The sequence below is a fragment of the Faecalibacterium sp. Marseille-Q3530 genome (genome assembly GCF_017377625.1).
GTDB classification, from domain to species: domain Bacteria; phylum Bacillota; class Clostridia; order Oscillospirales; family Ruminococcaceae; genus Faecalibacterium; species Faecalibacterium prausnitzii_E.
Genome location: NZ_JAFREH010000015.1, coordinates 12150 through 37064, shown reverse-complemented (window position 1 = coordinate 37064; position 24915 = coordinate 12150). Strand labels below are relative to the sequence as shown.

Below are 24915 nucleotides of genomic sequence, written 5' to 3'. Positions count from 1 at the left end.
CACGCGGTATGTGCAGGGGGCTTTGCTGTTGACTGGCGGTCAGCCTTCGAGCTGCGGTGCAGAAGAAGGCTTTTGGATGAGGTTCGTCATACTCCGGAGGCTGATGCCGATGGTGGACAGGTTGTGCAGCATGGCCGATGCGGCAGGCTGCAGGATGCCCAGAGCCCCCAGCGCGATGAGGGTGGAGTTGAAGCTGAGCACAAAGCGGTAATTCGAGCTGACACGGTGCTGCAGCGCATTGGCGATGGTCTTGAGGGTGACCAGCTCCTCCAGGCTGTCGGCCTTGATGGTGACATCCGCGATCTCGCGGGCGATGGCAGCGCCGGAGTTGATGGCGATGCCGATGTCCGCAGCCGAAAGGGCGGGGGAGTCGTTGATGCCGTCGCCGATCATGACGACGGTGCGGCCCTCGGCTTTGGCCTTCTGGACGAAGTTGGCCTTGTCTTCGGGCAGGACTTCCGCGAAGAACTGGTCCACGCCCACCTGCCGGGCAATGGCCTCGGCGGTGCGGTAGCTGTCGCCAGTCATCATCACGGTGTTCCGGATGCCCAGCTTGTGCAGCTGGCGCAGCACGGAAGCGGCTTCGGGGCGGAGGGGGTCTGCGATGCAGATGACGCCCACCAGCTGGCCGGAAGCAGCCATGTACAGGTGCGAGTATTCGGCGGGCATCTGGTCGAATTTTTCCTGCTCGTCGGCGGGAACGATGCAGTGCTCGTCCTCAAAGACGAAGTGGTAGCTGCCGATGACCACCCGCTCGCCGCCGACCCGGCTGGCAATGCCGTGGGCCACGATGTATTCCACTTCAGAGTGCATCTCTTCGTGGGACAGACCCTGCTCTCTGGCGGCGCGGACCACCGCGTTGGCCATGGAGTGGGGGAAATGCTCTTCCAGACAGGCGGCCAGACGGAGCACATCGTCCTTCTCGCTGTTGCTGAAGGGGATGATGTCCACCACCTGCGGGGTGGCGCGGGTCAGGGTGCCGGTCTTATCAAAGACGATGGTGTCGGCCTTGGCCAGCGCTTCCAGATATTTGCCGCCCTTGACCGTGATGTGGGCCATGCCGCACTCCCGCATGGCGGAGAGGACCGCCAGCGGCATCGAGAGCTTGAGCGCACAGGAGAAGTCCACCATCAGGATAGAGATGGCGCGGGTGACGTTGCGGGTGAGCGCATAGGTGACGACCGTGCCGGCCAGACACCAGGGCACCAGCTTGTCGGCCAGCTCCAGTGCGCGGTTCTCGGTGCTGGATTTGAGCTTTTCGGATTCCTCGATCATGGCCACGATCTTGTCGTAGCGGTTGGCACCGCCTGCGGCCTTGGCGAGGAAGACGCATTCGCCCTCCTCCACGACGGTGCCTGCGTAAACGGTGGCACCTTTTGCCTTGCGCACCGGCATGGATTCGCCGGTCAGAGCGGCCTGGTTGACCATGGCCTCGCCCTCGATGACGGTGCCGTCCAGCGGCACCATGTTGCCGGAGCGGACCACGATCTCATCGCCGGGCTGAACTTTGGTCAGGGGCAGGAGCACCTCGGTGCCCTGGCTGCGCACCCAGACTTTGTCCACATTCAGGGCCATGCTGCGGGCCAGGTCGTCCAGACTCTTCTTGCGGGTCCACTCTTCCAGCAGAGAACCAAGGTTCAGCAGGAACATGACGGAACCGGCGGTGCTGAAGTCACCGCGCAGGACGGAAACGCCGATGCTCAGAGCGTCCAGCACTTCGACTTCCAGCCTGCGGCGGAGCAGGCACCGGACCCCTTTCCAGACAAAAGCGATGGAGCGCCAGACTGTGTAGGCGGCGCGGATGGGTGCGGGCAGGAACAGCTTGCGGAAGAAGTGGCCCGCCACGAGGTCGCACATCTTCTCCTGATACTCCTGATTGAGCTTCCGGCTGTCGGCGGTGGTGACAAGGGCGTCCAGCTCCGGCTGGTCGAATTTGTAGCGGCTCAGCGCCTGGACTGCATCGGCGCGTCTGCCGCGGTAATACAGGACCACATCGCCGGTCCGCTCGTAGACAGTGGCCTTCTCGATGGCATCGTGGTGGTTGAGATAGGCTTCCAGCACATCGGCGCGGTGCAGGGTCATCCGCACGTTGCAGACATGCACGCGCATCCGGCCCCGGCCCTCATGTAAAATGGTGCATTTCATGATTACGTTATACCTTCCTCAATAGAAAGAGCCGCCCGCAGGCGGCTCAAGCGCTCAAAAATTATTCAGCGTCTTCGGCGGCAGCAGCCTCTGCGGCTTCGTCCTCGATGACGGCGGCCTCTGCCTTAGCGGCGCGGGCCTCGTTGATGGCCTTTGCGTCGGCCAGGATGTCACCGGCCTGCTCCTGGACCTTGTTGACGGTCTCCATGGTGGAGTCCTTCATGCGCAGGACGGCTGCGGTGGTCTGGGTGTAGACCTTCTTGGCATCGCTGCTGGACAGGAGCTTGAAGCCTGCCGAACCAAACACAACGCCGCCGACGAACAGTGCGATCTTTTTCACATCTACCATAATCGTTTTCCTACCTTTATCCATGTTATTGTAAGCCCCGGATGGGGCGGAAAAACCGAACAGCTTAGCTGTTTCTGCGGATATTGTAGCACGGATTTTGGAATTTTCAAGGGATTTTCAAAATGTTAATCGGTGTAAACTTTTTACGTACCGTAGTTAGAAATGCCTATCCTTAGGTGGATTTTCAACCGGACTACAGTTTGTAATCAAAAACAAACCGGCAAGCGCCGCCCAGCTGCCCCAGAAGCAAAAAGGCCCCGGCTCCGCCAAGGGCCGCAAAGGGCCGGAAGCGGGGCAGGGCCAGCATCAGGCAGTAGGTGAAAGCAAACAGGATCAGAGCAAGCGTCATGCGTTCTCCTCGTGGTCGGCGGGGGCGTCCGGGCCGTCATGGTCGGCATCGATCATCCGGTAGCCTACGCCGAGTTCGTTCATGATGTAGTTGTTGTGGCCGGGGCGGCTGCCCAGCTTGCGGCGGATGTTGGCCATGTTGACCTGCAGCTTTTTGGTGCTGCCGCAGTCGGTATCGCCCCAGATGGCCCGGACGATGGCGGGGTAGGTCATCACCCGGCCCGCGTGTTCGGAGAGGAAGGCCACGATGTTGTATTCGGTCTGGGTCAGCTTGATCTCCTCCCCGCCCACATAGACCTTGCGCCGCTCGTACTGGATGAGCAGGTCCTGTGCCTGAAAAACGCCGGTGGGGTTGGAGCTGAAGCGGTTGAGCCGCAGTGCGGCCCGCACCCGCGCCAGCAGCTCGCCGGTGCTGAAGGGTTTGGTGATGTAGTCGTTCGCGCCAAGGTCCAGGGCTTCGATCTTGTCCGCCTCGGTTGTGCGGGCCGACAGCACGATGATGGGCGTCATGAACTTCTGGCGCACATAGTGGATGAGCTCGCGGCCGTCGCGGTCGGGCAGACCCAGATCCAGGATGATGAGGTCGGGCAGGTAGGAGGTGAAGATGGATTTGCCCAGCTCACAGGTGGGGGCTACATAGGTCTTGTAGCCGTTGGTGTCCAGCAGGGTATAGATGAAGCTGCAGATGGTGGGTTCGTCTTCAACGATGAGGATCTTGAATTTGTTGTTGCTCATTTCAGATGTTTTCCTCCAGATCAGTGGATTCGTCCGTGGATTCGGTCTCCAGCCAGAAGCGGATGGTGGTGCCTTCGCCGGGGCGGCTCTCGGCCTTGATCTCGCCGCCGTGGGCCTTGACGATGGCCGCGCACACCGCAAGGCCGATGCCCATGCCGTGCTTGCCGGGGCTGGCCGTGTCGTCGGCGGGCAGCATCCGGGTGAACAGCCCTTTCAGCCGCTCTTTGGGGATGCCGCAGCCGTCATCCGAGACTTCAAAGATGGCGTGGTCGCCCAGCGTAAAGACCCGGAGGGTCAGCTTGGTCATTCCCTCGGCGTGGAGCACGGCGTTTTCCAGCAGGTTCATCAGCACCTGCGAGATGAGCATCGAGTCCATCGGGATGACCACGAAGCTGTCGGGCAGGTCTACCGTGACGTTCACATCCGGGTAGTGCTTCTGGAACCGCACCAGCACGGTGTCGATCAGCTCTTCCAGCACGGTGGGGGTCTTCTGCACCGAGACGGTGCCGGTGTCGAACCGGGTGACTGACAGCAGGTTCTCCACCATCCGGTTGAGCCACTGGGCGTCCGAACAGACTTCGCCGAGAAGTTTTAACTTCTGCTCTTTGGCCAGCGAGTCATAATTTTCAATGACCGTGGAGCAGGCACCGTAGATGGAGGTGAGAGGCGTGCGCAGGTCGTGGGAGACCGCGCGCAGAAGGTTGGCGCGCATCTTCTCGGTCTCGCTCTCCATCCGGAGCTGCTCCTGCAGCTTGATGCGGGTGGTAAGGGTGCTGGTCATGATGGAGACGACCAGCATCACCAGCGCGGAGAACAGGTTCTCCGGCAGGGTGAAGTTGAAGGCAAAGTAGGGCGAGCGAAAGGCGAAGTTGACCGCCAGCACACACAGCAGCGAGGCGGCCAGACCCCACAGATAACCATCGGTATACATCGAGATGAGAAAGACGGCCAGCACGAAGACCATGGAGGCTACGCCGTCGATCCGTCCGCTGAGCACCTGGATGCCGGACACCACCAGAAAGGCCGACGCGATGCCGGACAGCATCACCAGTGCATCGTGCCTGCGGGTGGAAGATCTCATAGAAATGTCTCCTTTCGGATGGATATTCGTTCGGTGTTCAAAGTATACCACACCGGCGGCTAAGAAACAGCAAAGGAGTCGGAAACAGGTGCCGAATGCCGCAGAGCCTGCCCCGATCATAGCACAAAAAGCGGAACGGTGCGAGCGCGGGCCGGGTTTTGCTGTTTGACATTTCCGCTGCAAAAGCATATCATAAAGGTACCTATTATAGAGAGGATGCAGAACACGATGTTTTACTTTGAGAACGACTACTGCGAGGGAGCCCATCCGGCCATCCTGCAAAAGCTGATGGAGACCAACTTTGAAAAGGTGTCCGGCTACGGCACCGACCCCTACTGTGCCAGCGCGAGGGAGAAGATCCGCGCCGCCTGTACCTGCCCGGAAGCGGATGTGACCTTCATCTCCGGCGGCACCCAGACCAACGCCATCGTCATCGCGTCGATGCTGCACCGGTGGGAAGGGGTCGTGGCAGCCTCCACGGGCCATGTCAACGGCCACGAGGCCGGGGCCATCGAGTACACCGGCCACAAGGTGCTGGGCCTGCCCCACAAGAACGGCAAGCTGGACGCTGCCGACGTCCGCGACTTCTGCGCCACCTTCTACGCAGACAGCAACCACGACCACATGGTCTTCCCCGGCATGGTGTACATCTCCCACCCCACCGAGTACGGCACCCTTTACACCAAAACCGAGCTGCAGGCGCTGCACGACGTCTGCCAGACGTACCACATGCCCCTCTTCGTGGACGGTGCCCGCCTGGGCTACGGTCTGGCGGCGGAGGGCACGGACGTCACCCTGCCCGACCTGGCCCGGCTGGCGGATGTCTTCTACATCGGCGGCACCAAGGTGGGTGCCCTCTGCGGCGAGGCTGTCGTCTTCCCTCATGGGGCACCGGCACATTTCATGACCATGGTGAAGCAGCAGGGCGCTCTGCTGGCAAAGGGCCGCCTGCTGGGGCTTCAGTTCGATGTCCTCTTCACGGATGACCTGTACCAGACCATCAGCCAGAACGCCATCGCCACGGCCAACGCCCTGAAGCAGGGGCTGGCCGCCAAGGGCTACCGCTTCTTCCTGGATTCGCCCACCAACCAGATCTTCATCGTTTTCTCCAACGAGCAGCTGGCGGCGCTGGAGGGCAAGGCCAAATTCGGCTTCTGGGAGAAGTTCGACGACACCCATACCGTCATGCGCATCGCCACCAGCTGGGCCACCCGGATGGAGGAGATCGACGGCCTGCTGGCCCTGTTGTAAGTGTCAAACATCGGCCCGTCTCTTTGTGCAGGATGCGGATTGCAATTTCCGGCACAGTATGATATCTTTATTCAGATGAAGGTCGCGCTGTGTGCAGCGCAGAAAGAAGGGCAATGATATGGGCTTTTTTGATAAGCTGTTCGGCGGCAAGGATGCAGCCGAGACGAAATTCAAGGGCGAAAAGAAGACGGTGATGATGCCGCTGGCAGGCAAGGTCATCCCGCTGGAGGAGCTGCCGGACGAGACGTTCGCATCGGCCATTCTGGGCGGCGGCTGCGGCATCGAACCCACCGGAGATACCGTTTACGCACCGTTTGACGGCACCGTCACTCAGGTACCCGAAAGCCTGCACGCGGTGGGCCTGATGAGCGATGACGGCATTGAGCTGCTCATCCATGTGGGCATGGATACCGTGGAGATGAAGGGCAACGGCTTCACCTCTCTGACGAAGGAAGGCTCCAAGGTCAAGGCGGGCACCCCGCTGCTCAAGGTCGACCTCGACGCCATCCGCGCCGCCGGTCATCCCACGGCAACGGCCATCATCGTGACCAACGGCGACGACTTGTCCGAAATGTCGGTCGTGGCCTCCGGCGACACCGCCATCGGTGTGCCGCTGCTCAAGTTCAAGGCATAAGTGTTCCCACCCGGAAGAGCTTCTTCCGGGTGTTTTTTTGCGGTCAACGCCTTAAAAGTATGACTATTGAAAGAAAATGCCGCATTTGGTCTATTTTTTTCTTGAAGCGGGGAACAGCTTATGATAGGATAGACAAAGTGCGGGCCTGGGCCCGGTATCACCAAGGATTGTGAGGAAAGGTATTATGGAAACGAAAAAACCTGGTATGTCTTTAGCAAAACGAATGGCCATTTCGCTGGTCTGCGGCCTGGCGGCGGGCCTCGCCTTCATGTTCCTGCGCGAGAGCCTCATCTCCGGCGGGAAGAGTGAGATCTGGACCACGATCAACGATCTCCTGTTCCAGGATATCACCGCAGAGGGCGCAGAGCGCTCCTTCGGCATCTTCTATATCATCGGCCAGCTCTTTATTAAGGCGCTGCAGCTGGTCATCGTCCCGATGGTGTTCACCTCCATCGCGCTGGCCATCGGCAGCATTGCCGACACCCGCACCATGGGGCGCATCTCGGCCAAGACCCTGTTCTGGTTCCTGCTGTGCTCTTTCCTGGCTTTGCTGCTGGCCAGCAGCGTGGGCTACATCACCTTCTCGATGGGGCTGTTCAACACCCACATCGAGGGCCTGACCGAGGCCACCGGCTCCACCGGCTCCAACCCGCTGAACGTGGTGCTGAACATCATCCCCTCCAACATCATCACGGCCTTTGGCAGCAATGGTGCAGTCCTGAGCGCCGTCTTCCTGGCAGTGGCCACCGGCCTGAGCATGAATGCGCTGGGCGAGAGCCGCACTGCCACCATGCGCCGCCTGCTGGGCGAGGTGAATGACGTGGTGGTCGTCTTCCTGAACTTCATCGTCAGCAAATTTGCTCCCTTTGCCGTCTTCGTGCTGCTCACCCGCACCTTTGCCATCTACGGCATCAACTACCTCAAGCCTGCACTGGTCTATGTGGTGGTCACGGTGATCCTGCTGCTGGTCTTTCTGGTGGTGGCCTACCCGCTGGTGATCGCTCTGGGTGCCAAGCTGAACCCCATCACCTTCATCCGCAAGATCGCCAATGTGGCTGTGTTCGGTTTCTCGACCTCGTCCAGCGCCGCCACCCTGCCCCTGAACATCAAGGTCTGCGAGGAGGAGTTCGGCGTGGATGAGAGCATCGCTTCCTTCGTGCTGCCTCTGGGCATGACCATCAATATGGACGGCACCGCCATCATGCAGGTCATCGCCACCGTCTTCATCGCGGGCTGCGCCGGTTATACAGTCACCCCCGGCCAGCTGGTGGTCGTGGCCCTGCTGGCTCTGCTGGCCTCGGTGGGCACCCCGGCTGCCCCCGGTGCAGGTGCCGTCATCCTCTTCACCATCCTGTCCGGCGTGGGCTTCGTCAACGACGGCGCTCTGCTGGCCTACTCCCTCATTCTGGCCATCAACCGTCCCATCGAGATGCTCGTCACCTCGCTGAACGTTGTCGGCGATGCCGTCGCCAGCATCTGTGTCGCCAGGAGCGAGGGCCTGCTGAAGGAAGAGGTCTATAACAAGTAATGGGATGAGGCTGCGCCCCATCTGAAATCGAAAAAAGCTCCGTCCCCCTCGCTGCCTCAGCGAAACGGGACGGAGCTTTTCTTGTGGGTCGGTTACTGCACGCCGGTCAGTTCAGCGAGCTTGTGATAGATCTCGGTGTTGTCGAAGACGCCGCGGAAGTTCTCTGCGCCGACGCCTTTGGCATAGAGGTTGACCATTGCGCCGGTGTGGGCGTAGGTGGTGTGGTCCATGCCGGACTTGTGGTTGATGGTGTGGCAGATGGCCATGGAGAACGGGATGTAGGTGCCGTAGAGCTCATAATCCTGCTGGCTCATCTTGCTCTGGGAGGAAGCACCGACTTCCAGCGTCCGCTCGTAGGCCGTGCGGAGATTTGCCACCTCGTAGTCGGTCAGCAGCAGCTTGCCGGCGCTGGCGGCATCGGGGTCGGTGGGCAGCGTCAGGCCGAAGTTGGCCTTGACGTCGGCCATGGCTGCCTCGAACGGGGTCTTGTTCGCCACATAGCCCTGCACATAGGTGGAATCGAACTTGGCGTAAGACATCTTCTGGTGGGTCAGATTGGTCAGGAAGGTGTCGTAGTTGGTGGTCTTGTAGCCGATGGCCATGCCGCCGGTCTCGTGGTCGGCGGTGACGAGAATCAGGGTCTCGTTCGGGTGGGCGTTGTAGAAGTCCACAGCGGCCTGCACGGCGTTGCTCATCTCCAGCACATCGTGGATGGAAGCCGCGGCGTCGTTGGCGTGGCAGGCCCAGTCGATCTTGCCGGACTCGGTCATCAGGAAGAAGCCCTTCTTATTTTCCAGCAGTTCGATGCCTTTCTTGACGTAGTCGGTCAGCTGCCACTCGCCAGCGGCGGCATCCATGGCGTAGTTCATGGCCTTGCCGTCGGCCAGGTTCTCGGCGATGATGAGGGTCTTGCCTGCACCGGCGGTCAGGGCTGCGGCCCCGGCCTGGGTGGTGACGACGTTGTAGCCGGCCTGTGCGGCAACTTCGTGGTTGTTGGGGCCGGTGCCGTCGCCGTCCATCTTCTGGAACTCGCCGCCGGCAAAGTACTCAAAGCCGGAATTGGCCAGCTCGACGCCGATCTGGTAGTAATTCTTGCGGGTGCTCTGGTGGGCGTAGAAGGCGGCCGGGGTGGCGTGGTCGATGTTGACGGAGGACACGACGCCGACCTTGTAGTTCTTCTGCCTGTGCAGCTTTTCGGCGATGGTCTCATAGGGCACATCGCGGGTCCAGGGGCACATGTTGATGACGCCGCTCTCGGTCTTGTTGCCGGTGGCGATGGAGGTCGCCGTGGAGGCGGAGTCCGGGCAGAAGGAGGTGCTGTCGTAGGTGGTGACGCTGCCGACTTCGGGGAAGGACGTGAAGCTCAGCTCCCCCTCGGTGACGGCACCGTTGTTCTCGGTGGTGCCTTTATAAAAACGTGCGGACTGGATCTGGGCGATGCCCATGCCGTCGCCGATGAACAGGAAAACATACTTGGGCTTTTTGGTCAGGCCGAGGATGCAGTTCTCCTCCTCAGCAGCAGAGGCAGCCGGTGCGGCTGCGCTGGCGGCCACCGGGGCAGCGCTCAACAGACCGGCAGCCGATGCCACAGCACCGACCTTCAGGAAATTGCGGCGGGTGATCTTGCTCTCTTTCATAGCATTTATCCTCTCTTTTCGGTCCTCCCGGACCTGTCTTCGCATACTCTCTGGGAACGGTTTCATTCTACCGTTTTATCCCGCCGCCCGAAACCATGGCCGGGAAAAGAGTGGGTAAAACCTTTGGGGCGGAACCGCCGGAAAGGTAAAGAAGAGGCTCGCTTTGTAAGTTTCTTGTGTTTTGCCGAAAACAGCGTCCGTGACAGCTCATTTCTTCAAAATTGAAATATTTTACGGTTTTATCACGAAATCGTCCTCATGGTCTGGCCGAAAAAATGGTATTATGGATGCAGACAAAAAACTTGAGAAAAGGAGAATTTTCCATGGCACAATTTGTGAACCTGAACTCCGGCTCCCTGCGCGAGCTGCACGTTGGCAACGAGCGGCTGGTCTCCTACAACGTCGAGATGACCGAAGTTACCGGCGGCACCTTCTGGAAGGCCTACACCCCCGCTCAGATCGCGGGCACAGAGCCGTTCGTCCTCAAGGGCGGCTTCCTCGGCAACGCGACCGCAAGCACCGACCTGATGCAGTATTATGACCCCATCGACCTCTCCGACAAGAAGCTGCGCAAGCTGGCCAAAGAGATCGGCCCGGCCTGGGTGCGCGTGTCCGGCACCTGGTCCACCAAGACCTATTACGACTTTGACGGCCATACGAACGGCGTCATCCCGGAGGGCTACAACGCCATCCTGACCCGCGAGCAGTGGCTCGGTGTGCTGGATTTCTGCAAGGACATCGGCGCAAAGCTCCTGATCTCGGTGGCTGACTGTGAGGGTCTGCACCACGCCGACGAGCCCTGGAACCCCAGCCAGGCAGAGCAGATCTTTGCCCTGAGCAAGGAGTACGGCAAGGCCATCGACGCGGCTGAGTTCGTCAACGAGCCCAACCTGCTGGCCATGTCCGGCTGCCCCAAGGGCTACACTACCGAGCAGTATGTCCGCGATCAGGACATCTTTATCCGCTGGCTGCATGAGAACTACCCCGACTGTTCCTTTGTCGGCCCCTGCTCCACCGAAGGTGTGCTGAAGAAGCACGGCGAGAAGGCACAGGGCGGCGGAGTCGGCGACATCCTGCCCCAGTGCTCGACCGACGACCTGATGAAGGGTGCCCAGGAGAAGCTGGACGTTTACAGCTACCACTATTACAATGGTGTGTCTGAGCGTCTGGAACCTGTGATGCCGTTTGCCCACTGGAAAGCCGACAAGGCACACACCGAAGAGTATCTGGCGGTCGCCTCCAATATGGCAAAGTTCCACGCCGAAAAGCGGGATATTTACTGCCCCGGCGGCGAGATGTGGGTCACCGAAGCAGGCGACGCGGGCGGCGGCGGCGACACCTGGGCTTCCACCTATCTGGATGTCTTCCGCACCCTGAACGAGCTGGGCAGCTTCTCGGTCGTGACCAAAGGCATCATCTTCCACAACACCTTGGCCTCCAGTGACTACGGCTATCTGAAGCCCGAAGTCTTTGACCCGCGCCCCAACTACTTCGCTGTGCTGCTCTGGAACCGTCTGATGGGCACCACCGTCTACGACGCCGCAGAGCCCATCCGCGAGGGTGCGCACGTCTACGCCCACTCCCGTGCGGACGGCAAGCCGGGCAAGGCGTATCTGGTCATCAACAACAGCCTGACGGAGACCACCACCGTTACCCTGCCGAAGGAAGCGGAGGTCTACCAGCTCTCCGCCGAGACCCTGCGTTCCCAGACCATGCTCTGCAACGGCAAGGCGCTGGTCCTGGGCGAAGGCAATGCGCTGCCGGAGATCACCCCGGCAGCAGCTCCGGCGGGCGAACTCGTTCTGCCTGCTGCGACCTGCACGTTTATTGTGCTGTAAGACAGGAAAGCATGACCCCCTCCATCCGGCCGGATGGAGGGGGTCGTTTTTGCATCTTGAAAACAGGTCAGTCGTTGATCTCCGGGAAACCTTCCAGCTTAGACGTGCAGTGGGGGCAGCGGACGGCCTTGATGGCGATCTCGCTCTGGCAGTAGGGGCCGACCTTGGTGGTCGGCTCTGCGGGAGCCTCGTCCTCGGCCTTCTTCTTGCTGAACAGGGCGTTGAAGGCCTTCAGGACCAGGAACAGCACGAACGCCACGATGAGGAAGTTGCGGGAACTCAAGAGGTTTCGTTCGGTTTCGCTCAGACCTGATGGGCGGCGATCCACTGCTCCATTTCCTCGGCGATGGCCTTGATGGAACCATCGGTGAAGGGAACCTTCAGACCGGCCGTCTCGCACAGTTCTGCGTAGCTGGCCATACCGGCGCGGCGCACCAGTCGGAGGTAGCGCTGCCAGGCGTCCTTGTGGTCCTTAAGGCTGAGCAGGAAGAACTGCAAAGCGGCCATGGTGGACAGGCAGTAGTCGATATAATAGAACGGACATTCATAGATGTGGAGCTGACGCTGCCAGCCTGCGCCGCGGCCGTAGAAGGGCAGGTTGTCGAAGTCGATCCAGGGGCGGTACTTGTGTTCCAGCTCCAGCCAGACGGCGTTCCGCTCGTCGGGGGTCAGGTCGGGGTTCTGGTACATCCGGTGCTGGAATTCATCCACAATGCAGCCATAGGCCAGGAAGAGGAAGCTGTCCTCGGCGTGGAGCAGGGCGTATTTCTCGGTGTCCTTGCCGAAGAGCAGATGATGCCAGGGGGCCGTCAGGAACTCCATGGCCATCGAGTGGATCTCGGCGCTCTCCATACCGGGGCATTCCAGGTCGGCGGGGACTTTCGGGTCCCGCTCGGCCACATAGCCCTCAAAGGCATGGCCGCACTCGTGGGTCAGCACGTCCACGTCGGCGGAGGTGTTGTTCCAGTTGGCAAAGATGAAGGGAGCCTTGTAGGCGGGCAGGCTGGTCATATAGCCGCCGGACATCTTGCCGGGGCGGCTCTCGACATCGAACAGCTCGTTGTCCTGCATGAAGTCGATGAATGCGGCGGTCTCCGGGCTCAGCTCATGGTACATGGTGCGGGAGGCGGCCATCCGGGCGTCGTAGCCCTCGATGGGCCTGGGGTTGCCGTCCCGGAAGGAGACCGGCAGGTCGGTGAAGGTCAGATGCTCGATGCCGGTGCGCTTTTTGCGCAGCTCGATGACCTTTTTCAGCTGGGGGACCACATCGTTGGCCACTTGGTCGCGGAACTTCCGAATCTCTTCCGGGCCGTAGCCGATGCGGTTCATCCGCACGTAGGAAAGGTCACTGTAATCGTGGTAGCCCAGGATCTTTGCCTGCTCGTTCAGGTTCTTGACGATCTTGGTGTACAGCTCGTCCAGTTCGGCGCGGTGGGCGTCGAAGTAACCGGCCTCGGCCTCGTAGGCGGCGCGGCGGACGGCGGGGTCCAGATTCTCCTTATAAGGGCCAAGCTGGGGGATGGTCAGCTGCTTGCCGTCGAACTCGACCAGTGCACCGCCGTAGACCTGCTGGTACTGACTGACCAGCGCGTTGTACTCCTTCTGGAGGTCGATGGTGCGGTCGTCCATGCCCAGCACGGCGTTCTTCATGCCGGCCACGCAGGTGGTGCCGAAGGCCTCGGTCAGGGCATCGACGTGGGGGTTGGCCAGGAAGGCCCGGCTGATCTCCACGCTGGCATTCTGCACGGCGGGGCCGTTGGCATCGAAGAAGTCCTGCTCAGCCTTCCAGGCGGCGTCGCGGGTGTCGCAGGTGTAGTGGATGGAAGCCAGGTTGGCGGCGGTGTTGTAATCGGCAAATGCGCGGCTCTGCTCGTAGTAGACCGCGACCAGCGCTTCGCCGGAGGCAGCGGATTCGGCTTTGGCGGCCAGCTCTTTGCAGCGGGCCAGCAGCGCGTCGATGTCCGGGCGGGTGTAAGTCATCTCACGGAATTTCATAGACGGATACGTCCTTTCTGTATCAAGTTTGTTCCATCTTATCACGTTTTGCGCCTACAGTCAAAGAAAACTGTGAATGGCTTGACTTTTCATCACAAGCGCGTATAATAAAAGTGCAAAGGAAATTGAATCTCCATGAGATTCACAAAAAGCAAGAAGCCCCTCGGTACTGCGAATACCGAGGGGCTTCTGCTTTTTTGGCAGAACTTCTAAAAAAGAATGCCTCAAATTGTGAAATCTGTGGCAGAGGTGCGATTGAAACCGCCCGAAAAAAGGCATATAATAGCAGTATCAACAGAGTAAGACCATGCGCGTTAAGTGCCGCATCAACGGGGAGTTGTGCTGCGGACGAAGGGAGACCCGCGGTGCATGGTCTGCATCCCGCTGCTGCATGGACTTGGGTGCAGGCGAGACCGGCTGCGGCCCTGCCTGGAAGTGAAACTTGTTGGATTCACGCCCTCCTTTGTGCGGTTCGTCACAGGGGAGGGCGTTTTGTCTTCTCCTGCATCATCCGGAATGGAGGATCAACGATGAATCATTCCAAATTGTCCGTTCGTACCCTGACGATGCTGGCCCTGCTCACGGCTATGAGCATCATCTTTGCCCGCGTGTTCACGGTGTCCACCGGATTCCTGCGGTTCAATCTGGGCGCTCTGCCCACCCACCTGGCAGCGGTCTGGTTCGGCCCGGCGGGCGGTTTTGTCGTGGGCGCACTGGCCGACATGATCGGCGGCACCCTGTCCGGCTATTCCATCAACCCGCTCATCACGCTGGGAGCCGGTTCGGTGGGTCTGGTGTCCGGCCTGCTGTACCGGTCTCTGCATGAGATGCGCCTGGGCCTGCGGCTGCAGATCAGCATTCTGGCAGGCCATCTGGTGGGCTCTGTGGTCATCAACTCGCTGGCCCTCCACCTCTTCTACGGCTACCAGTGGGCGCTGCTGGCTGCCCGCATCCCCAACGCGCTGGTGCTGAGCGTGGTGAACACCCTCCTCGTCCGCATCCTGCTGGAAAACAAGGCGCTGACCGCTCTGGTCCGAAAAGCATAAAAAAGCATAAACCAGACCCTCTCTGTCTGCATAGATGGAGAGGGTCTCTCTGAAGGAACGTGGCATCATGAACTATGAAGAAGCAATGCAATACATCCACGCGGTGCAGTGGGCGGGGCATAAGCCCGGCCTGACCCGCACCCGCACCCTTCTGGCTGCGCTGGGCGACCCCCACAAGCGGCTGAAGTTCGTCCATGTGGCGGGCACCAACGGCAAGGGAAGCACCGCAGCCATGCTGGCGTCCTGTCTGCAGGCGGCGGGGTATCGGGTGGGGTTGTACACCTCTCCCTTCATCAACCGGTTCAATGAGCGCATTCAGGTGAACGGCGAGCAGATCAGCGACGAGGAACTGGTGCGTCTGGTGGAAAAAATCCGGCCCGCCGCAGATGCCATGGCCGATGTGCCCACCGAGTTCGAGATCATCACAGCGCTGGGCATGCTCTGCTTTGCCGAGCAGCACTGCGACATTGTGGTATTGGAAGTGGGTCTGGGTGGTGCGCTGGATTCCACCAACGTCATCGACCCGCCGGAGTGTGCGGTCATCACGGCGCTGGGCATGGACCATGTGAAGGAGCTTGGCCCCACCATCGCGGACATCGCAGCGGCCAAGGCGGGCATCCTCAAGCCGGGCAGCCCGGTGGTGAGCTACGGCGGTGTGCCGGAGGCCGACGCCGTCATCGCCCGCACGGCGGCAGAGCAGAACGCCCCGCTCCATGTGGTCGATTTTTCGAAGCTGACCGTGGAAGGCGGCGACCTGGACGAGGTGACCTTTGACTTCGACGGCCTGAACGGGGTGCGCCTGCCGCTCATTGGCAGCTACCAGCCCCGGAATGCCGCCGTCGCCATCACGGTGCTGCGGGTGCTGCGGGAAAAGGGCTGGAACATCCCGGAGGAGGCCATCCGGCAGGGGCTGGAGACCGTCCGCTGGCCGGGCCGGTTCGAGCTGCTGCGGCACACGCCCGCTTTCCTGCTGGACGGCAGCCACAACGCCCACGGGATGCGGGCCACGGTCCAGAGCCTGAACGACCGTTTCCCCGGCCAGAAATTTGTCTTTCTGCTCAGCATCATGGCCGACAAGGACGTGGACGAGATGCTGGAGCTTCTGCTCCCGCTGGCAAACCGGTTCGTGACGGTGGCAGCGCATACCCCGCGCGCCATGCCCGCCGAAACGCTGGCGGAGCACATCCAGGTGCGGGGCGGCACGGCGGAGCCTGCCCCGTCCATCGAAGCCGGAGTGGCCCGCGCGGTGGAGCTGGGCGGCACCGGCCCCGTCTGTGCGTTGGGGACGCTGTACTTCTCCGGTGAGGTGCGGGAAGCGTTTCGGGAGATCTGCCCTCTCAGTCGCTGACGCGCCAGCTCCCCCAGAGGGGGAGCCACTGGCGAGCCGGTTTTGATTGTGCTGAATGAACAGAGTTTCTCGAAACCATAAAATAGAGTGCTCCGCTGTTTCGATTCACAGCATCTACAAAAACGCTCTTTTGTTAGAGCCATCGTGTAGATGCCGCTGGTCTTGACAGCGGAGCACTTTCGTTTACGGGATTCGAAAACGTTCAGCGTTCAGCATGGGGTTGCCCGGCCTGCCAATGGCTCTCCCTTTGGGAGAGCTGGCAACGCGAATGCGTTGACGGAGAGGGTACGAAAAAGCGCTTCCCCATGCAGGTTGGGGAAGCGCTTTTTCTGTCCCGTACAGGACAGGGTAAATGATAAGAAGGTAAATGAAGAAAATAGCAATATAAATTAGAAGGATGAACACAAGAGCCGTGGGGGCAAAGCTCGTCGCAGTCGTTGTATCCCACTGCCACTCTTGTTGGATACAAGATAGCACTTTTCGAAGCAAAATGCAAGAGGTTTTTTGAAAAAAGTTCTGGAAATCGAACAAAAATCTGATATTTTGTCACAACGCACAAAATTGGCAGAACATTCTCGGCAAAACTGATAAAACAAGCTCCCCTAGCGCCGGGAACATCCGCAAAAACACGTGGGTAGGGAAAGAATCTGCAAAACCCGCAGATGGATTCTTTACAACCGAAACCGGGTGTGTTAAGATGAATACAAGCATGTTAAAATGCGGCACTGCGGCCTGTAAAGACGGCAGGAGGGGAGCCGAGCCTTTTTGCGCCCGGCGGCCCGGAAAACGAAACGTGAGGAACTCTATGGAACGAACGATCACCAAAGAAAAAATCCGGTTCGGCGGGCGGAAGCCGCTGTTCACCCAGAAAGAGCTGCTGCTTCTGACCGGCCCGCTGCTGGTGGAGCAGCTGCTGGAAGTGACGGTGGGCATGGCGGATACGATGATGGTCTCCCGCTGCGGCGAAGCGGCCATCTCCGGCGTCAGCCTGGTGGATATGATCAACAACCTCATCATCGTGCTGTTCGCGGCGCTGGCCACGGGCGGTGCGGTGGTGGTCAGCCAGTATCTGGGGGCCAGAGAGCAGAAGCATGCGGATGCCAGCGCCGGTCAGCTCATCCTGCTCAGCGGCCTGTTCGGCGCGGCGGTGGGCGTCGTCTGCTTTGTGATGGCCCGGCCCATGATCCGCCTGTTTTATGGCTCGATCGAAGCCGACGTACTGGACGCCGGTGTGCGCTACCTGAAGGTCATTGCCCTGAGCTATCCGTTCCTGGCGCTGTACAATGGCGGTGCCGCCCTGTTCCGGAGCATGGGCAACTCCAAGATCTCGATGCAGATCAGCCTGTTGATGAACATCATCAACATCGTGGGCAACGCCGTCTGCATCTTCGGTCTGAAAATGGGCGTTGAGGGTGTTGCGTGGCCCAGCGTCCTCTCCCGTGTGGTGGCAGCGGCTCTGATCCTGCGCAAGTGCTATCATAAGGAGACCGGCAATGTGCTGCGCGTTCCCAAAACGCTGCGGCTGGATGCCGGACTGTCCCGGCGCATCCTGGGCATCGGCATCCCGTCTGCCTTTGAGAATAGTTTGTTCGAGGCAGGCCGCATCCTTGTGGTCAGCATGATCTCGACGTTTGGCACAGTGCAGATCGCCGCCAACGCTGTGGCCAACAACCTCGACGGTATGGGCGTCATCCCCGGCAAGGCGATCAGCCTGGCCATGATCACGGTCGTGGGCCGGTGCATCGGCGCGGGGGACCACGAACAGGCCATCTATTACACCCGCAAGCTGCTGCTCTGGGCGTACCTTACCATGAGCCTTTCCAATGGCGCGATCCTGCTGTTCGTGAAGCCGCTGGTGGGCATCTATGAACTTTCCGGTGCGACCATGGAACTGGCCATTCTGCTGGTGCAGATCCATGCGGGCTGCGCGTTGTTCCTGTGGCCGACCTCCTTCGTGCTGCCCAACGCGCTGCGCGCTGCCAACGACGTGAAGTTCACAATGGTGGTATCCATCCTCAGTATGGCGTTCTGGCGGCTGGGCTTCAGCTACCTCATCTGTGTCCGGATGGGGCTGGGCGCGGTCGGTGTCTGGATCGCCATGGTGGTGGATTGGGTCTGCCGCGTGACCTGTTTTGCCGCCCGCTTCCACAGCGGTGCATGGAAGACGAAATATCAAGCATAACATCAAAGGAGCAATGCGATGAAACTCATCAGCTGGAACGTCAATGGCCTGCGGGCCTGCCTGACCCACGATTTTGCCGCGAGCTTTGCGGCGCTGGATGCCGATATCTTTTCGGTGCAGGAGACCAAGATGCAGCCCGGTCAGGCGGATTTCGCCCCGGAAGGCTACACCGAATACACCTATTCCGCTGAGAAGAAGGGCTACTCCGGCACGGCCTGCTGGTGCAGACAGCCGCCGCTGGCGGTGACGACCGGCATCGGCATCGAGGAACACGACCATGAGGGCCGGGTCCTGACGCTGGAATATCCGGCGTTCTACCTCGTCAACTGTTACACCCCCAACAGCCAGGACGGCCTGAAGCGGCTGGACTACCGGATGACCTGGGAGGATGCGTTCCGGGCCTATCTGCTGGCGCTGGATGCGAAAAAGCCGGTCATCCTCTGCGGCGACCTGAATGTCGCCCACACCGAACAGGACATCAAGAACGCGAAGACCAACCGGATGAGCGCGGGCTTCACCGACCAGGAGCGGGCCAAGATGACCGAGCTGTTGGAGGCCGGGTTTGCCGACAGCTTCCGGGTCCTTCACCCGGATGAGGTGAAATACAGCTGGTGGAGCTACCGCTTCCATGCCCGCGAGAAGAACGCAGGCTGGCGCATCGACTACTTTATCGTTTCCCGCCGCATTGCCGACAAGATCCGCGCGGCGGAGATCCACAACGAGATCTTCGGCTCCGACCACTGCCCGGTGGAACTGGTCATTGACCTGTGAGCTTCCATTCGTTTTGAATCAACAAAGGAGAGTATCCATGCTCAAGAACTATCTGCTCGTCTTCTTCGTCTCGATGGTGCCCGTGGTGGAGCTGCGCGGTGCCATTCCCATCGGCCTGGGTTTGGGCCTGCCGGTGCTGCCCACCTACGTCATCTGTGTGCTGGGCAATATGCTGCCGGTGCCGTTCATCTATCTGTTCGCCCGGCGGTTCCTCATCTGGGGCTACCACAAGCCGGTCATCGGACCCATCTGCCGGTTCTTCATCGTCAAGGGCGAAAAGGGAGGCCGCAAGCTGGAAGAGAAGGCCGGCAAGGGCCTGACCGTGGCGCTGCTGCTCTTCGTGGGCATCCCGCTGCCCGGCACCGGTGCCTGGACCGGTACGCTGGCGGCGTCCATCCTCGACATGAAGTTCAAGGATGTCCTCATCGCCTGCATGGGCGGTGTGCTGCTGGCCGGTATCATCATGGGCCTGGCCAGCATGGGCGTTCTGGGCGCGGCCAGCAGCCTGTTTGCGGTATGACGGCGGCAGCCGGGCTGGCAATCTTGCGCGAAATGTGTTAGAATAAACAGCAATGTGTCTGTTAAGACAAAAGAAAGGACGAACCAACCATGGATCAGGCTTTGAACCAGAAGATCGACGCATTCATTGCGGCGAACAAGGAGCAGTGGCTCAAGGATATTGAGGCGCTTGTTTCCATCAACAGTGTGGAGAGCACCCCCGCAGAGGGCGCACCCTTTGGCCAGGGTGCACGCGCAGCGCTGGATAAGACGCTGGAACTGGCCGCAGGCATGGGCTTTGCCACCCGCAACTGCGAAAACTACATTGGCTATGCAGAGCTGCCCGGCGCAGACGCCGAGAAGTATCTGGCCACCATCTGCCATGTGGATGTCGTGCCCGAAGGCAACGGCTGGACGGGCGACCCGTTCCAGATGGAGGTCCGGGACGGCTGGCTCATCGGCCGCGGTGTGGCCGACGACAAAGGCCCCATGATCACCATCCTGTATGCCCTGAAGTTCCTCAAGGAGCAGGGCTATTCGCTCAAGTACCCCATCCGCGCCCTCGTCGGCGACAACGAGGAGACCAGCATGGCCGATGTGAAGTATTACCTCAAGCATTACTCGGCCCCGGTCTTCTGCTTCACCCCGGATGCGGAGTTCCCGGTCTGCAACGGCGAAAAGGGCCACTTCGGCGCTGAGCTGGTCAGCCCGGTCTGCAACGGCGAGATCAAGGACTTCGTGGGCGGCGTGGCCAACAATGCCGTGCCGGACCGTGCCAGTGCGCTGGTCGAGACTGACATCACCAAGCTGAAGAACGCCCCCAACATCACGCTGGAGCCGGAAGGCAACGGCGTGCGCATCCGCGGCTGGGGCAAGTCCGGCCATGCAGCGACCCCGCAGGGCACCGTCAATGCCATCGGTCTGGTGGTGGACTACCTGCTGGACAACGGCCTGTGCAACGAGGCCGAGCGCGCCTATCTGGAAGCGCTGAAAAAGCTGCATTCTTCCACGGCCGGTGAGGGCATCGGTGTCGCCTGTGCCGACGGCCCCTTCGGCCCGCTGACCGTCATCGGCGGACGCATCTTCATGCGGGAGGGCAGATTCGTGCAGACGCTGGACAGCCGCTATCCCACCTGCACCACCGGCGACCGGATGGCAGAGCAGATCCGTGCGGCCATCGGCGAGGGCGCTTCCCTCGAAAACGTCGAGAGCGCTGAGCCGTTCTACATCGGGGCCGACACCCCTGCCATCAAGGCCTGCATCGACACCTACAACGAGGTCACCGGGGAGAACGCCACCCCGTTCACCATGGGCGGCGGCACCTACGCCCGCCACTTCCCCTATGCGGTCAGCTTTGGCCCGGAGCACAACGACGTCAAGCTGCCTGCTTTCGGCGGCCCGATGCACGGTGCCAACGAGTCGGCTCCCATCGACAAGCTGCTGGAGGCCATGAAGATCTACATCGTAGCTCTGCTGCGCCTTGAGGAGATCGACTTCTGATGGCGGCGAAGGTGCTTGTCATCGACGGGCAGGGCGGCGGTCTGGGCCGGCAGCTGGTGTCTGCCCTGGCAGCGGCCTGCCCGGAGGCAGAACTGACTGCTGTGGGCACCAACAGCCTGGCCGCGAACGCCATGCTCAAGGCGGGGGCCTCCCGCGCTGCCACCGGCGAGAACGCGGTGGTGGTCAACTGCCGCCGTGCAGACGTCATCGTGGGGCCCATCGGCATCGTCATTGCGGATGCCCTGCTGGGCGAGATCACCCCGGCCATGGCGGCTGCGGTCTGCCAGAGCGGGGCCAAGAGGGTGCTCGTGCCCATCAACCACTGCGAGAACTACGTGGTCGGTGTGCCGGATCAGCCCGTCAGTCAGCTCGTGGCGGCTGCGGCCCAGAAAGTGAAGGAACTTTGTTCCGGGATCGGTTGAGCAGATTTTTTTCAAACTTCTTGAAACAGGGGAGGCCGCATGTTAAAATAAGGGCCAAAAAGCTCTGGAGGAAATGCGGATGAAAACAAAGTGTGCGAAGCAGCCGCTGGTCAGCGTCATCGTTCCGGTCTACAAGGTGGAAGCCTATCTTCAAACCTGTGTGGACAGCATTCTGGAACAACCGTATGAGAATATCGAGATCATTCTTGTGGACGATGGTTCGCCGGATCGCTGCCCGATGATCTGCGAAGAATATGCACAAAAAGACCCGCGTATCCGGGTGATCCATCAGGAGAACCGGGGTCTGCCTGCGGCGCGGAACACGGGCCTGCGGGCAGCGAGCGGGGAGTGGATCATCTGTGTGGATTCGGATGATCTGTGGAAATCGGATCTGCTGGAATCGGTCATGGAGGTCGCGAGCGATGCGGTGGATCTGATCGCATTCGGCTATATGCCGTATCCGGAAGGACAGCCGCTGCCGCAGCCCAGCCCGCTTCGCACGGGAACCTACCGCACCGGCAAACGGGAACTGCTGAACGCGCTGCAGCTCGGTGTGCTGGATGAATATCACCGCGCCGTGCCGTATTATTCCGGAGCCTGCTGGATCGAACTGGTGCGGAGAGACTTTCTGGAAGAGAACCATCTCTATTTTGATGAGAGCCTGAAGCAGTGCGAAGACATGATCTGGAACCTGAACCTGCTGGAACGGGCGCATTCCGTAGGGCTTCTGGACAAAGACCTTTACTATTATCGGCTGCGTCCGGACTCCATGTGCCATATTCACGACAAGCGGCTGCCGGGCTATCTGGATACAGTCGATCAGCGGGTCGTGGAATTCGGCCAGCGGGAAAAGAAGGGCGCAGACTTCTGGGCGGCCTACGATATCTGGCTCATGAAGACGTATGTTCGCCTGTTGGATAAGTGCTATTTCAACCCCGCAAATCCGGACGGCCCGATCCAGGCCTGGCACGCCTGGCGGAAGATGATCGACGACTGCCCGACGCTCCGGCACCTTTCGAAAGCGCCCCTCAAGGAATTTTGGAACAACCGGAAGCGCTATGTCCCACTGTTCTTTTTCCGGTTCCGGGTGCCGCTGTATCTGATGACACGGCTCACATACGGGAAATTGCAACGGCACGATCAGGGGTATGCGGACAAAGCCCGCCGCCGCGCGGAATGAGTTCCCATGTCGGCGCTTGAAAACACATCTTGACGGAAAAAAGCATCCTGACCGGACGAATCCGGGTCAGGATGCTTTTTTGCTGCGGCAGGATGCCGGTTATTTCGGGCTGCGTTTCCGGATGTCGTGGATGGTCGGAGGCACATCGCCCTGCGCGGCCTTCTCCATGGCGCTGATGCGGCGGTCGAGGTCGGTGATGCGCTGGGCGACCACATCGGGCAGATCCTGCTGGTCGAGGTCGTCGGCGGGGTTGACGGCCTTGTTGTTGATGCGGACCACCGCGGCGGGCACACCGACGGCGGTGCAGTTGGCGGGCAGGTTCTTCAGCACCACGCTGCCCGCGCCGATGCGGGCGTTGTCGCCGATGTAGACCGGGCCCAGCACCTTGGTGCCTGCGCCGATCAGCACGTTGTTGCCCAGCGTGGGGTGGCGCTTGCCGGTGTCCTTGCCGGTGCCGCCCAGCGTGACGCCGTGGTAGATGGTGCAGTTGTCACCGATCTCGGTCGTCTCGCCGAAGACGATGCCCATGCCGTGGTCGATGAACAGGCACCTGCCGATCCGGGCACCGGGGTGGATCTCGATGCCGGTCTTATGCCGGCCGCGCTGGCTGACCCATCGCGCCAGAAAAAAGTGCCCGCGCTCATACAGCCAGTGCGCGATGCGGTGATAGACCAGGATGTGAAAGCCGGGGTACAGCAGAATGACCTCCAGCACGCTGCGCGCGGCGGGGTCCTTGCGCTGGATGTTCCGTGCGTCCTCCAATAAACCCATGTGGGAAACCCTCCCTTTTCCAATGCCGCCCGCGGCGGCTCTCTCGTTTGAGTATTATGATAACACATCTGAACTTTAATGTACAGCATTTTGCTAGGGATTGCGGCCTCAAATTTCCGGTTCGGAGGGGGGATTTTGGTTTTTCGGTAGAGTAGCTAAAATTTGCTGAGTTCGGCCCGAAACCTTTTTACAAAGAAAAAAGCCCGGAAGCATTGACACATTTCGCGCTTCTATGCTAAAATATAACGAAACAAATGCACGAACAAAGGAGACACCGACATGCTGTCAAAAATGAACGCAAAACTGGAAAATCAGTTTGCTGCCTTTTTTGCAGTGGGTTCCGTGTTTCCTTTTTTGCGTGATTCGAACTTTTCCATTTGAGGAAAAGTTCTTTTTTTTGCCCAATCGAGCGCACACCAAAAACAGGGAGGTATCGTACCATGCTGCTTGTAAACGCTGTCAACACGGAAGGACGCCCCGTGGAGCTGTTCGTCAGGGACGGAAAGATCGCGGCGGTCGGCCAGGATCTGGAGGCTCTGGCCGGGGAGAACGAGGTCGTTCTGGATGCCGGGGGGCTTACCGTGCTGCCCGCCTTCGTCGATCTGCACTGCCACTGGCGCACACCGGGCTTTGAATATAAGGAGGACATCGAGACGGGCAGCCGTGCAGCGGCTGCGGGCGGCTACACCTTCGTCAACCTGATGCCCAACACCAAGCCCGTCTGCTCTTCGGCTGCGCAGGCCGCAATGGTGGAGCAGAAGGCCGCAGAGGTGGGCCTGTGCGATGTGAACCAGACCGTCTCCATCACCGAGAACTTCGATGGCAAGACGCTGGACCACCTCAAGACCCTGCCCGCCAGCGTCCGGTTCATCACCGAGGACGGCCACGGTGTGCAGGACAACGCCACCATGGCGCGAGCCTTCGCCATCTGCACCCAGCGGGACATCACCGTGATGAGCCACGCCGAGGATATGGAGATCAGCCCCTGGGACTACCGCCTGGCCGAGGACATCGAGACGGTGCGCAACTGCTGGCTGAGCGAGTATTACCAGACCCGGCTCCACATGTGCCATGTGTCCACCCGCGGTGCCATCGAGGCCATCCAGATGGCCAAGCTGCGCGGGGCCCCCGTCACCTGCGAGGTGACTCCCCACCACCTGTGGTTCACCAAGGATACCTGCGACTACCGCGTCAATCCGCCCATCCGCACCGCAGACGATGTGGCCGCTCTTATTGAGGCCATCCGCACCGGCGTGGTGGATGCCATCGCCACCGACCACGCACCCCACTCGGAAGAGGACAAGCTCAAGGGCATGGCCGGTATGGTGGGCAGCGAGACGGCCTTCGGCGTCTGCTACACCAAGCTCTGCAAGGAGGAGGGCCTGCCGCTGGAACTGCTGGTCCACCTGATGAGCACCCGCCCGGCAGAGATCCTGGGTCTGGCCAAGGGTCAGCTGGAGCCCGGCTACGATGCCGACTTCGTGCTGGTGGATCTGGACACCCCCTATACGGTGGACAAGGACAAGCTCCACTCCAAATCCCACAACTGCCCCTTTGATGGCGCACAGCTCTACGGCAGGGTCTTTGCCACCGTCAAGGGCGGCGAGCTGACCTATCAGGCAGAAGAATAAAAGACGGACCCTCTCAGGCGCTTGC

At 60.5% G+C, this 24915-nt stretch carries 22 protein-coding genes and 1 riboswitch; of the genes, 13 read left to right on the top strand and 9 right to left on the bottom strand.

All coding sequences use genetic code 11. The annotated features are described in order from the left end of the window. Positions 1 to 39 precede the first annotated feature (39 nt). The 5 genes from J3350_RS11650 to J3350_RS11630 form a co-directional block, all read right to left on the bottom strand. Positions 40 to 2145 carry a heavy metal translocating P-type ATPase gene (locus tag J3350_RS11650; protein ID WP_207686734.1) on the bottom strand — a complete coding sequence of 702 codons (2106 nt, stop codon included), beginning with the start codon at positions 2143 to 2145 and terminating at the stop codon, positions 40 to 42. Between the two features lie 61 nt (positions 2146 to 2206). Further along, on the bottom strand, positions 2207 to 2494 hold the full coding sequence (locus tag J3350_RS11645) for a DUF6110 family protein (RefSeq protein ID WP_097791348.1): 288 nt from the start codon (positions 2492 to 2494) through the stop codon (positions 2207 to 2209). A gap of 193 nt (positions 2495 to 2687) precedes the next feature. After that, positions 2688 to 2843 carry a hypothetical protein gene (locus J3350_RS11640; RefSeq protein ID WP_207686733.1) on the bottom strand — a complete coding sequence of 52 codons (156 nt, stop codon included), beginning with the start codon at positions 2841 to 2843 and terminating at the stop codon, positions 2688 to 2690. After that, complete coding sequence (locus J3350_RS11635; protein WP_118553968.1) at positions 2840 to 3577, bottom strand: response regulator transcription factor; 738 nt, start codon at positions 3575 to 3577, stop codon at positions 2840 to 2842. Before J3350_RS11635 ends, J3350_RS11640 begins: the two co-directional genes overlap by 4 nt. 1 nt (position 3578) lies before the next feature. After that, the gene (locus J3350_RS11630) at positions 3579 to 4658 is read right to left on the bottom strand and encodes an ATP-binding protein (RefSeq protein ID WP_097791346.1); all 1080 of its coding nucleotides are present in this window, start codon (positions 4656 to 4658) and stop codon (positions 3579 to 3581) included. A gap of 228 nt (positions 4659 to 4886) precedes the next feature. On the opposite strand from J3350_RS11630, the gene J3350_RS11625 reads away from it, so the two are divergent. The 3 genes from J3350_RS11625 to J3350_RS11615 all read left to right on the top strand — a co-directional run bounded on the left by J3350_RS11625 (position 4887) and on the right by J3350_RS11615 (position 8071). Then, positions 4887 to 5909 carry a low specificity L-threonine aldolase gene (locus J3350_RS11625; RefSeq protein WP_207686732.1) on the top strand — a complete coding sequence of 341 codons (1023 nt, stop codon included), beginning with the start codon at positions 4887 to 4889 and terminating at the stop codon, positions 5907 to 5909. Between the two features lie 118 nt (positions 5910 to 6027). Then, on the top strand, positions 6028 to 6543 hold the full coding sequence (locus J3350_RS11620) for a PTS glucose transporter subunit IIA (protein ID WP_207686731.1): 516 nt from the start codon (positions 6028 to 6030) through the stop codon (positions 6541 to 6543). Positions 6544 to 6727: 184 nt separating this feature from the next. Next, positions 6728 to 8071 (top strand): dicarboxylate/amino acid:cation symporter, encoded by a 1344-nt coding sequence (locus J3350_RS11615; RefSeq protein WP_207686730.1) that lies wholly within the window; start codon positions 6728 to 6730, stop codon positions 8069 to 8071. A gap of 92 nt (positions 8072 to 8163) precedes the next feature. On the opposite strand, the gene J3350_RS11610 is transcribed toward J3350_RS11615, so the two are convergent. Continuing rightward, a complete protein-coding gene (locus tag J3350_RS11610) occupies positions 8164 to 9708 on the bottom strand; it encodes an alkaline phosphatase (RefSeq protein ID WP_207686729.1) in 1545 nt (514 codons plus the stop codon). A 323-nt stretch (positions 9709 to 10031) separates the two neighbouring features. Here J3350_RS11610 and J3350_RS11605 point away from each other — a divergent pair, with 323 nt between their 5' ends. Next, a complete protein-coding gene (locus J3350_RS11605) occupies positions 10032 to 11546 on the top strand; it encodes a beta-glucuronidase (RefSeq protein ID WP_207686728.1) in 1515 nt (504 codons plus the stop codon). Between the two features lie 67 nt (positions 11547 to 11613). Here the strand turns inward: J3350_RS11605 and J3350_RS11600 are convergent, their stop codons facing one another. Together J3350_RS11600 and J3350_RS11595 are read right to left on the bottom strand one after the other, a co-directional pair. After that, positions 11614 to 11829 carry a hypothetical protein gene (locus J3350_RS11600; RefSeq protein WP_370569319.1) on the bottom strand — a complete coding sequence of 72 codons (216 nt, stop codon included), beginning with the start codon at positions 11827 to 11829 and terminating at the stop codon, positions 11614 to 11616. A 20-nt stretch (positions 11830 to 11849) separates the two neighbouring features. Next, positions 11850 to 13541 carry a M3 family oligoendopeptidase gene (locus tag J3350_RS11595; RefSeq protein ID WP_097791340.1) on the bottom strand — a complete coding sequence of 564 codons (1692 nt, stop codon included), beginning with the start codon at positions 13539 to 13541 and terminating at the stop codon, positions 11850 to 11852. A 293-nt stretch (positions 13542 to 13834) separates the two neighbouring features. Then, positions 13835 to 13930: riboswitch (THF riboswitch) on the top strand. 141 nt (positions 13931 to 14071) lie between these two features. Between J3350_RS11595 and J3350_RS11590 the strand changes: the two genes are divergently transcribed. From J3350_RS11590 to J3350_RS11555, 8 genes are all read left to right on the top strand, one after another. Further along, entirely contained in the window at positions 14072 to 14587 is a 516-nt protein-coding gene (locus J3350_RS11590) for a folate family ECF transporter S component (RefSeq protein ID WP_118553961.1), read from the top strand. Positions 14588 to 14654: 67 nt separating this feature from the next. Beyond that, a complete protein-coding gene (locus tag J3350_RS11585) occupies positions 14655 to 15935 on the top strand; it encodes a folylpolyglutamate synthase/dihydrofolate synthase family protein (RefSeq protein WP_207686727.1) in 1281 nt (426 codons plus the stop codon). An 805-nt stretch (positions 15936 to 16740) separates the two neighbouring features. Then, positions 16741 to 18117 (top strand): MATE family efflux transporter, encoded by a 1377-nt coding sequence (locus J3350_RS11580; RefSeq protein WP_207686726.1) that lies wholly within the window; start codon positions 16741 to 16743, stop codon positions 18115 to 18117. Between the two features lie 18 nt (positions 18118 to 18135). Further along, on the top strand, positions 18136 to 18888 hold the full coding sequence (locus J3350_RS11575) for an exodeoxyribonuclease III (RefSeq protein ID WP_097791336.1): 753 nt from the start codon (positions 18136 to 18138) through the stop codon (positions 18886 to 18888). A gap of 37 nt (positions 18889 to 18925) precedes the next feature. Beyond that, the gene (locus J3350_RS11570) at positions 18926 to 19408 is read left to right on the top strand and encodes a small multi-drug export protein (protein WP_097791335.1); all 483 of its coding nucleotides are present in this window, start codon (positions 18926 to 18928) and stop codon (positions 19406 to 19408) included. Positions 19409 to 19497: 89 nt separating this feature from the next. Next, positions 19498 to 20886, top strand: a complete 1389-nt coding sequence (locus tag J3350_RS11565) for a Sapep family Mn(2+)-dependent dipeptidase (RefSeq protein WP_207686725.1) — start codon at positions 19498 to 19500, stop codon at positions 20884 to 20886. After that, positions 20886 to 21308, top strand: a complete 423-nt coding sequence (locus J3350_RS11560) for a DUF3842 family protein (RefSeq protein ID WP_207686724.1) — start codon at positions 20886 to 20888, stop codon at positions 21306 to 21308. Before J3350_RS11565 ends, J3350_RS11560 begins: the two co-directional genes overlap by 1 nt. 79 nt (positions 21309 to 21387) lie before the next feature. After that, complete coding sequence (locus J3350_RS11555; protein WP_207686723.1) at positions 21388 to 22488, top strand: glycosyltransferase family 2 protein; 1101 nt, start codon at positions 21388 to 21390, stop codon at positions 22486 to 22488. Between the two features lie 99 nt (positions 22489 to 22587). Here the strand turns inward: J3350_RS11555 and epsC are convergent, their stop codons facing one another. Then, a complete protein-coding gene (epsC, locus tag J3350_RS11550; RefSeq protein ID WP_097791331.1) occupies positions 22588 to 23259 on the bottom strand; it encodes a serine O-acetyltransferase EpsC in 672 nt (223 codons plus the stop codon). A 440-nt stretch (positions 23260 to 23699) separates the two neighbouring features. On the opposite strand from epsC, the gene J3350_RS11545 reads away from it, so the two are divergent. Next, positions 23700 to 24890, top strand: a complete 1191-nt coding sequence (locus J3350_RS11545) for a dihydroorotase family protein (protein ID WP_097791330.1) — start codon at positions 23700 to 23702, stop codon at positions 24888 to 24890. Positions 24891 to 24915 lie beyond the last annotated feature (25 nt).

What these genes read in the sequence shown, in the direction of transcription:
- J3350_RS11615 (WP_207686730.1), top strand. Translation starts at nt 6,728, where the DNA reads ATGGAAACGAAAAAACCTGGTATGTCTTTAGCAAAACGAATGGCCATT.
- J3350_RS11630 (WP_097791346.1), bottom strand. Translation starts at nt 4,658, where the DNA reads ATGAGATCTTCCACCCGCAGGCACGATGCACTGGTGATGCTGTCCGGC.
- J3350_RS11560 (WP_207686724.1), top strand. Translation starts at nt 20,886, where the DNA reads ATGGCGGCGAAGGTGCTTGTCATCGACGGGCAGGGCGGCGGTCTGGGC.
- J3350_RS11635 (WP_118553968.1), bottom strand. Translation starts at nt 3,577, where the DNA reads ATGAGCAACAACAAATTCAAGATCCTCATCGTTGAAGACGAACCCACC.
- J3350_RS11545 (WP_097791330.1), top strand. Translation starts at nt 23,700, where the DNA reads ATGCTGCTTGTAAACGCTGTCAACACGGAAGGACGCCCCGTGGAGCTG.
- J3350_RS11590 (WP_118553961.1), top strand. Translation starts at nt 14,072, where the DNA reads ATGAATCATTCCAAATTGTCCGTTCGTACCCTGACGATGCTGGCCCTG.
- J3350_RS11575 (WP_097791336.1), top strand. Translation starts at nt 18,136, where the DNA reads ATGAAACTCATCAGCTGGAACGTCAATGGCCTGCGGGCCTGCCTGACC.
- J3350_RS11620 (WP_207686731.1), top strand. Translation starts at nt 6,028, where the DNA reads ATGGGCTTTTTTGATAAGCTGTTCGGCGGCAAGGATGCAGCCGAGACG.
- J3350_RS11555 (WP_207686723.1), top strand. Translation starts at nt 21,388, where the DNA reads ATGAAAACAAAGTGTGCGAAGCAGCCGCTGGTCAGCGTCATCGTTCCG.
- J3350_RS11625 (WP_207686732.1), top strand. Translation starts at nt 4,887, where the DNA reads ATGTTTTACTTTGAGAACGACTACTGCGAGGGAGCCCATCCGGCCATC.
- J3350_RS11570 (WP_097791335.1), top strand. Translation starts at nt 18,926, where the DNA reads ATGCTCAAGAACTATCTGCTCGTCTTCTTCGTCTCGATGGTGCCCGTG.
- J3350_RS11605 (WP_207686728.1), top strand. Translation starts at nt 10,032, where the DNA reads ATGGCACAATTTGTGAACCTGAACTCCGGCTCCCTGCGCGAGCTGCAC.
- J3350_RS11585 (WP_207686727.1), top strand. Translation starts at nt 14,655, where the DNA reads ATGAACTATGAAGAAGCAATGCAATACATCCACGCGGTGCAGTGGGCG.
- J3350_RS11595 (WP_097791340.1), bottom strand. Translation starts at nt 13,541, where the DNA reads ATGAAATTCCGTGAGATGACTTACACCCGCCCGGACATCGACGCGCTG.
- J3350_RS11640 (WP_207686733.1), bottom strand. Translation starts at nt 2,843, where the DNA reads ATGACGCTTGCTCTGATCCTGTTTGCTTTCACCTACTGCCTGATGCTG.
- J3350_RS11580 (WP_207686726.1), top strand. Translation starts at nt 16,741, where the DNA reads ATGGAACGAACGATCACCAAAGAAAAAATCCGGTTCGGCGGGCGGAAG.
- J3350_RS11610 (WP_207686729.1), bottom strand. Translation starts at nt 9,708, where the DNA reads ATGAAAGAGAGCAAGATCACCCGCCGCAATTTCCTGAAGGTCGGTGCT.
- epsC (WP_097791331.1), bottom strand. Translation starts at nt 23,259, where the DNA reads ATGGGTTTATTGGAGGACGCACGGAACATCCAGCGCAAGGACCCCGCC.
- J3350_RS11645 (WP_097791348.1), bottom strand. Translation starts at nt 2,494, where the DNA reads ATGGTAGATGTGAAAAAGATCGCACTGTTCGTCGGCGGCGTTGTGTTT.
- J3350_RS11565 (WP_207686725.1), top strand. Translation starts at nt 19,498, where the DNA reads ATGGATCAGGCTTTGAACCAGAAGATCGACGCATTCATTGCGGCGAAC.
- J3350_RS11650 (WP_207686734.1), bottom strand. Translation starts at nt 2,145, where the DNA reads ATGAAATGCACCATTTTACATGAGGGCCGGGGCCGGATGCGCGTGCAT.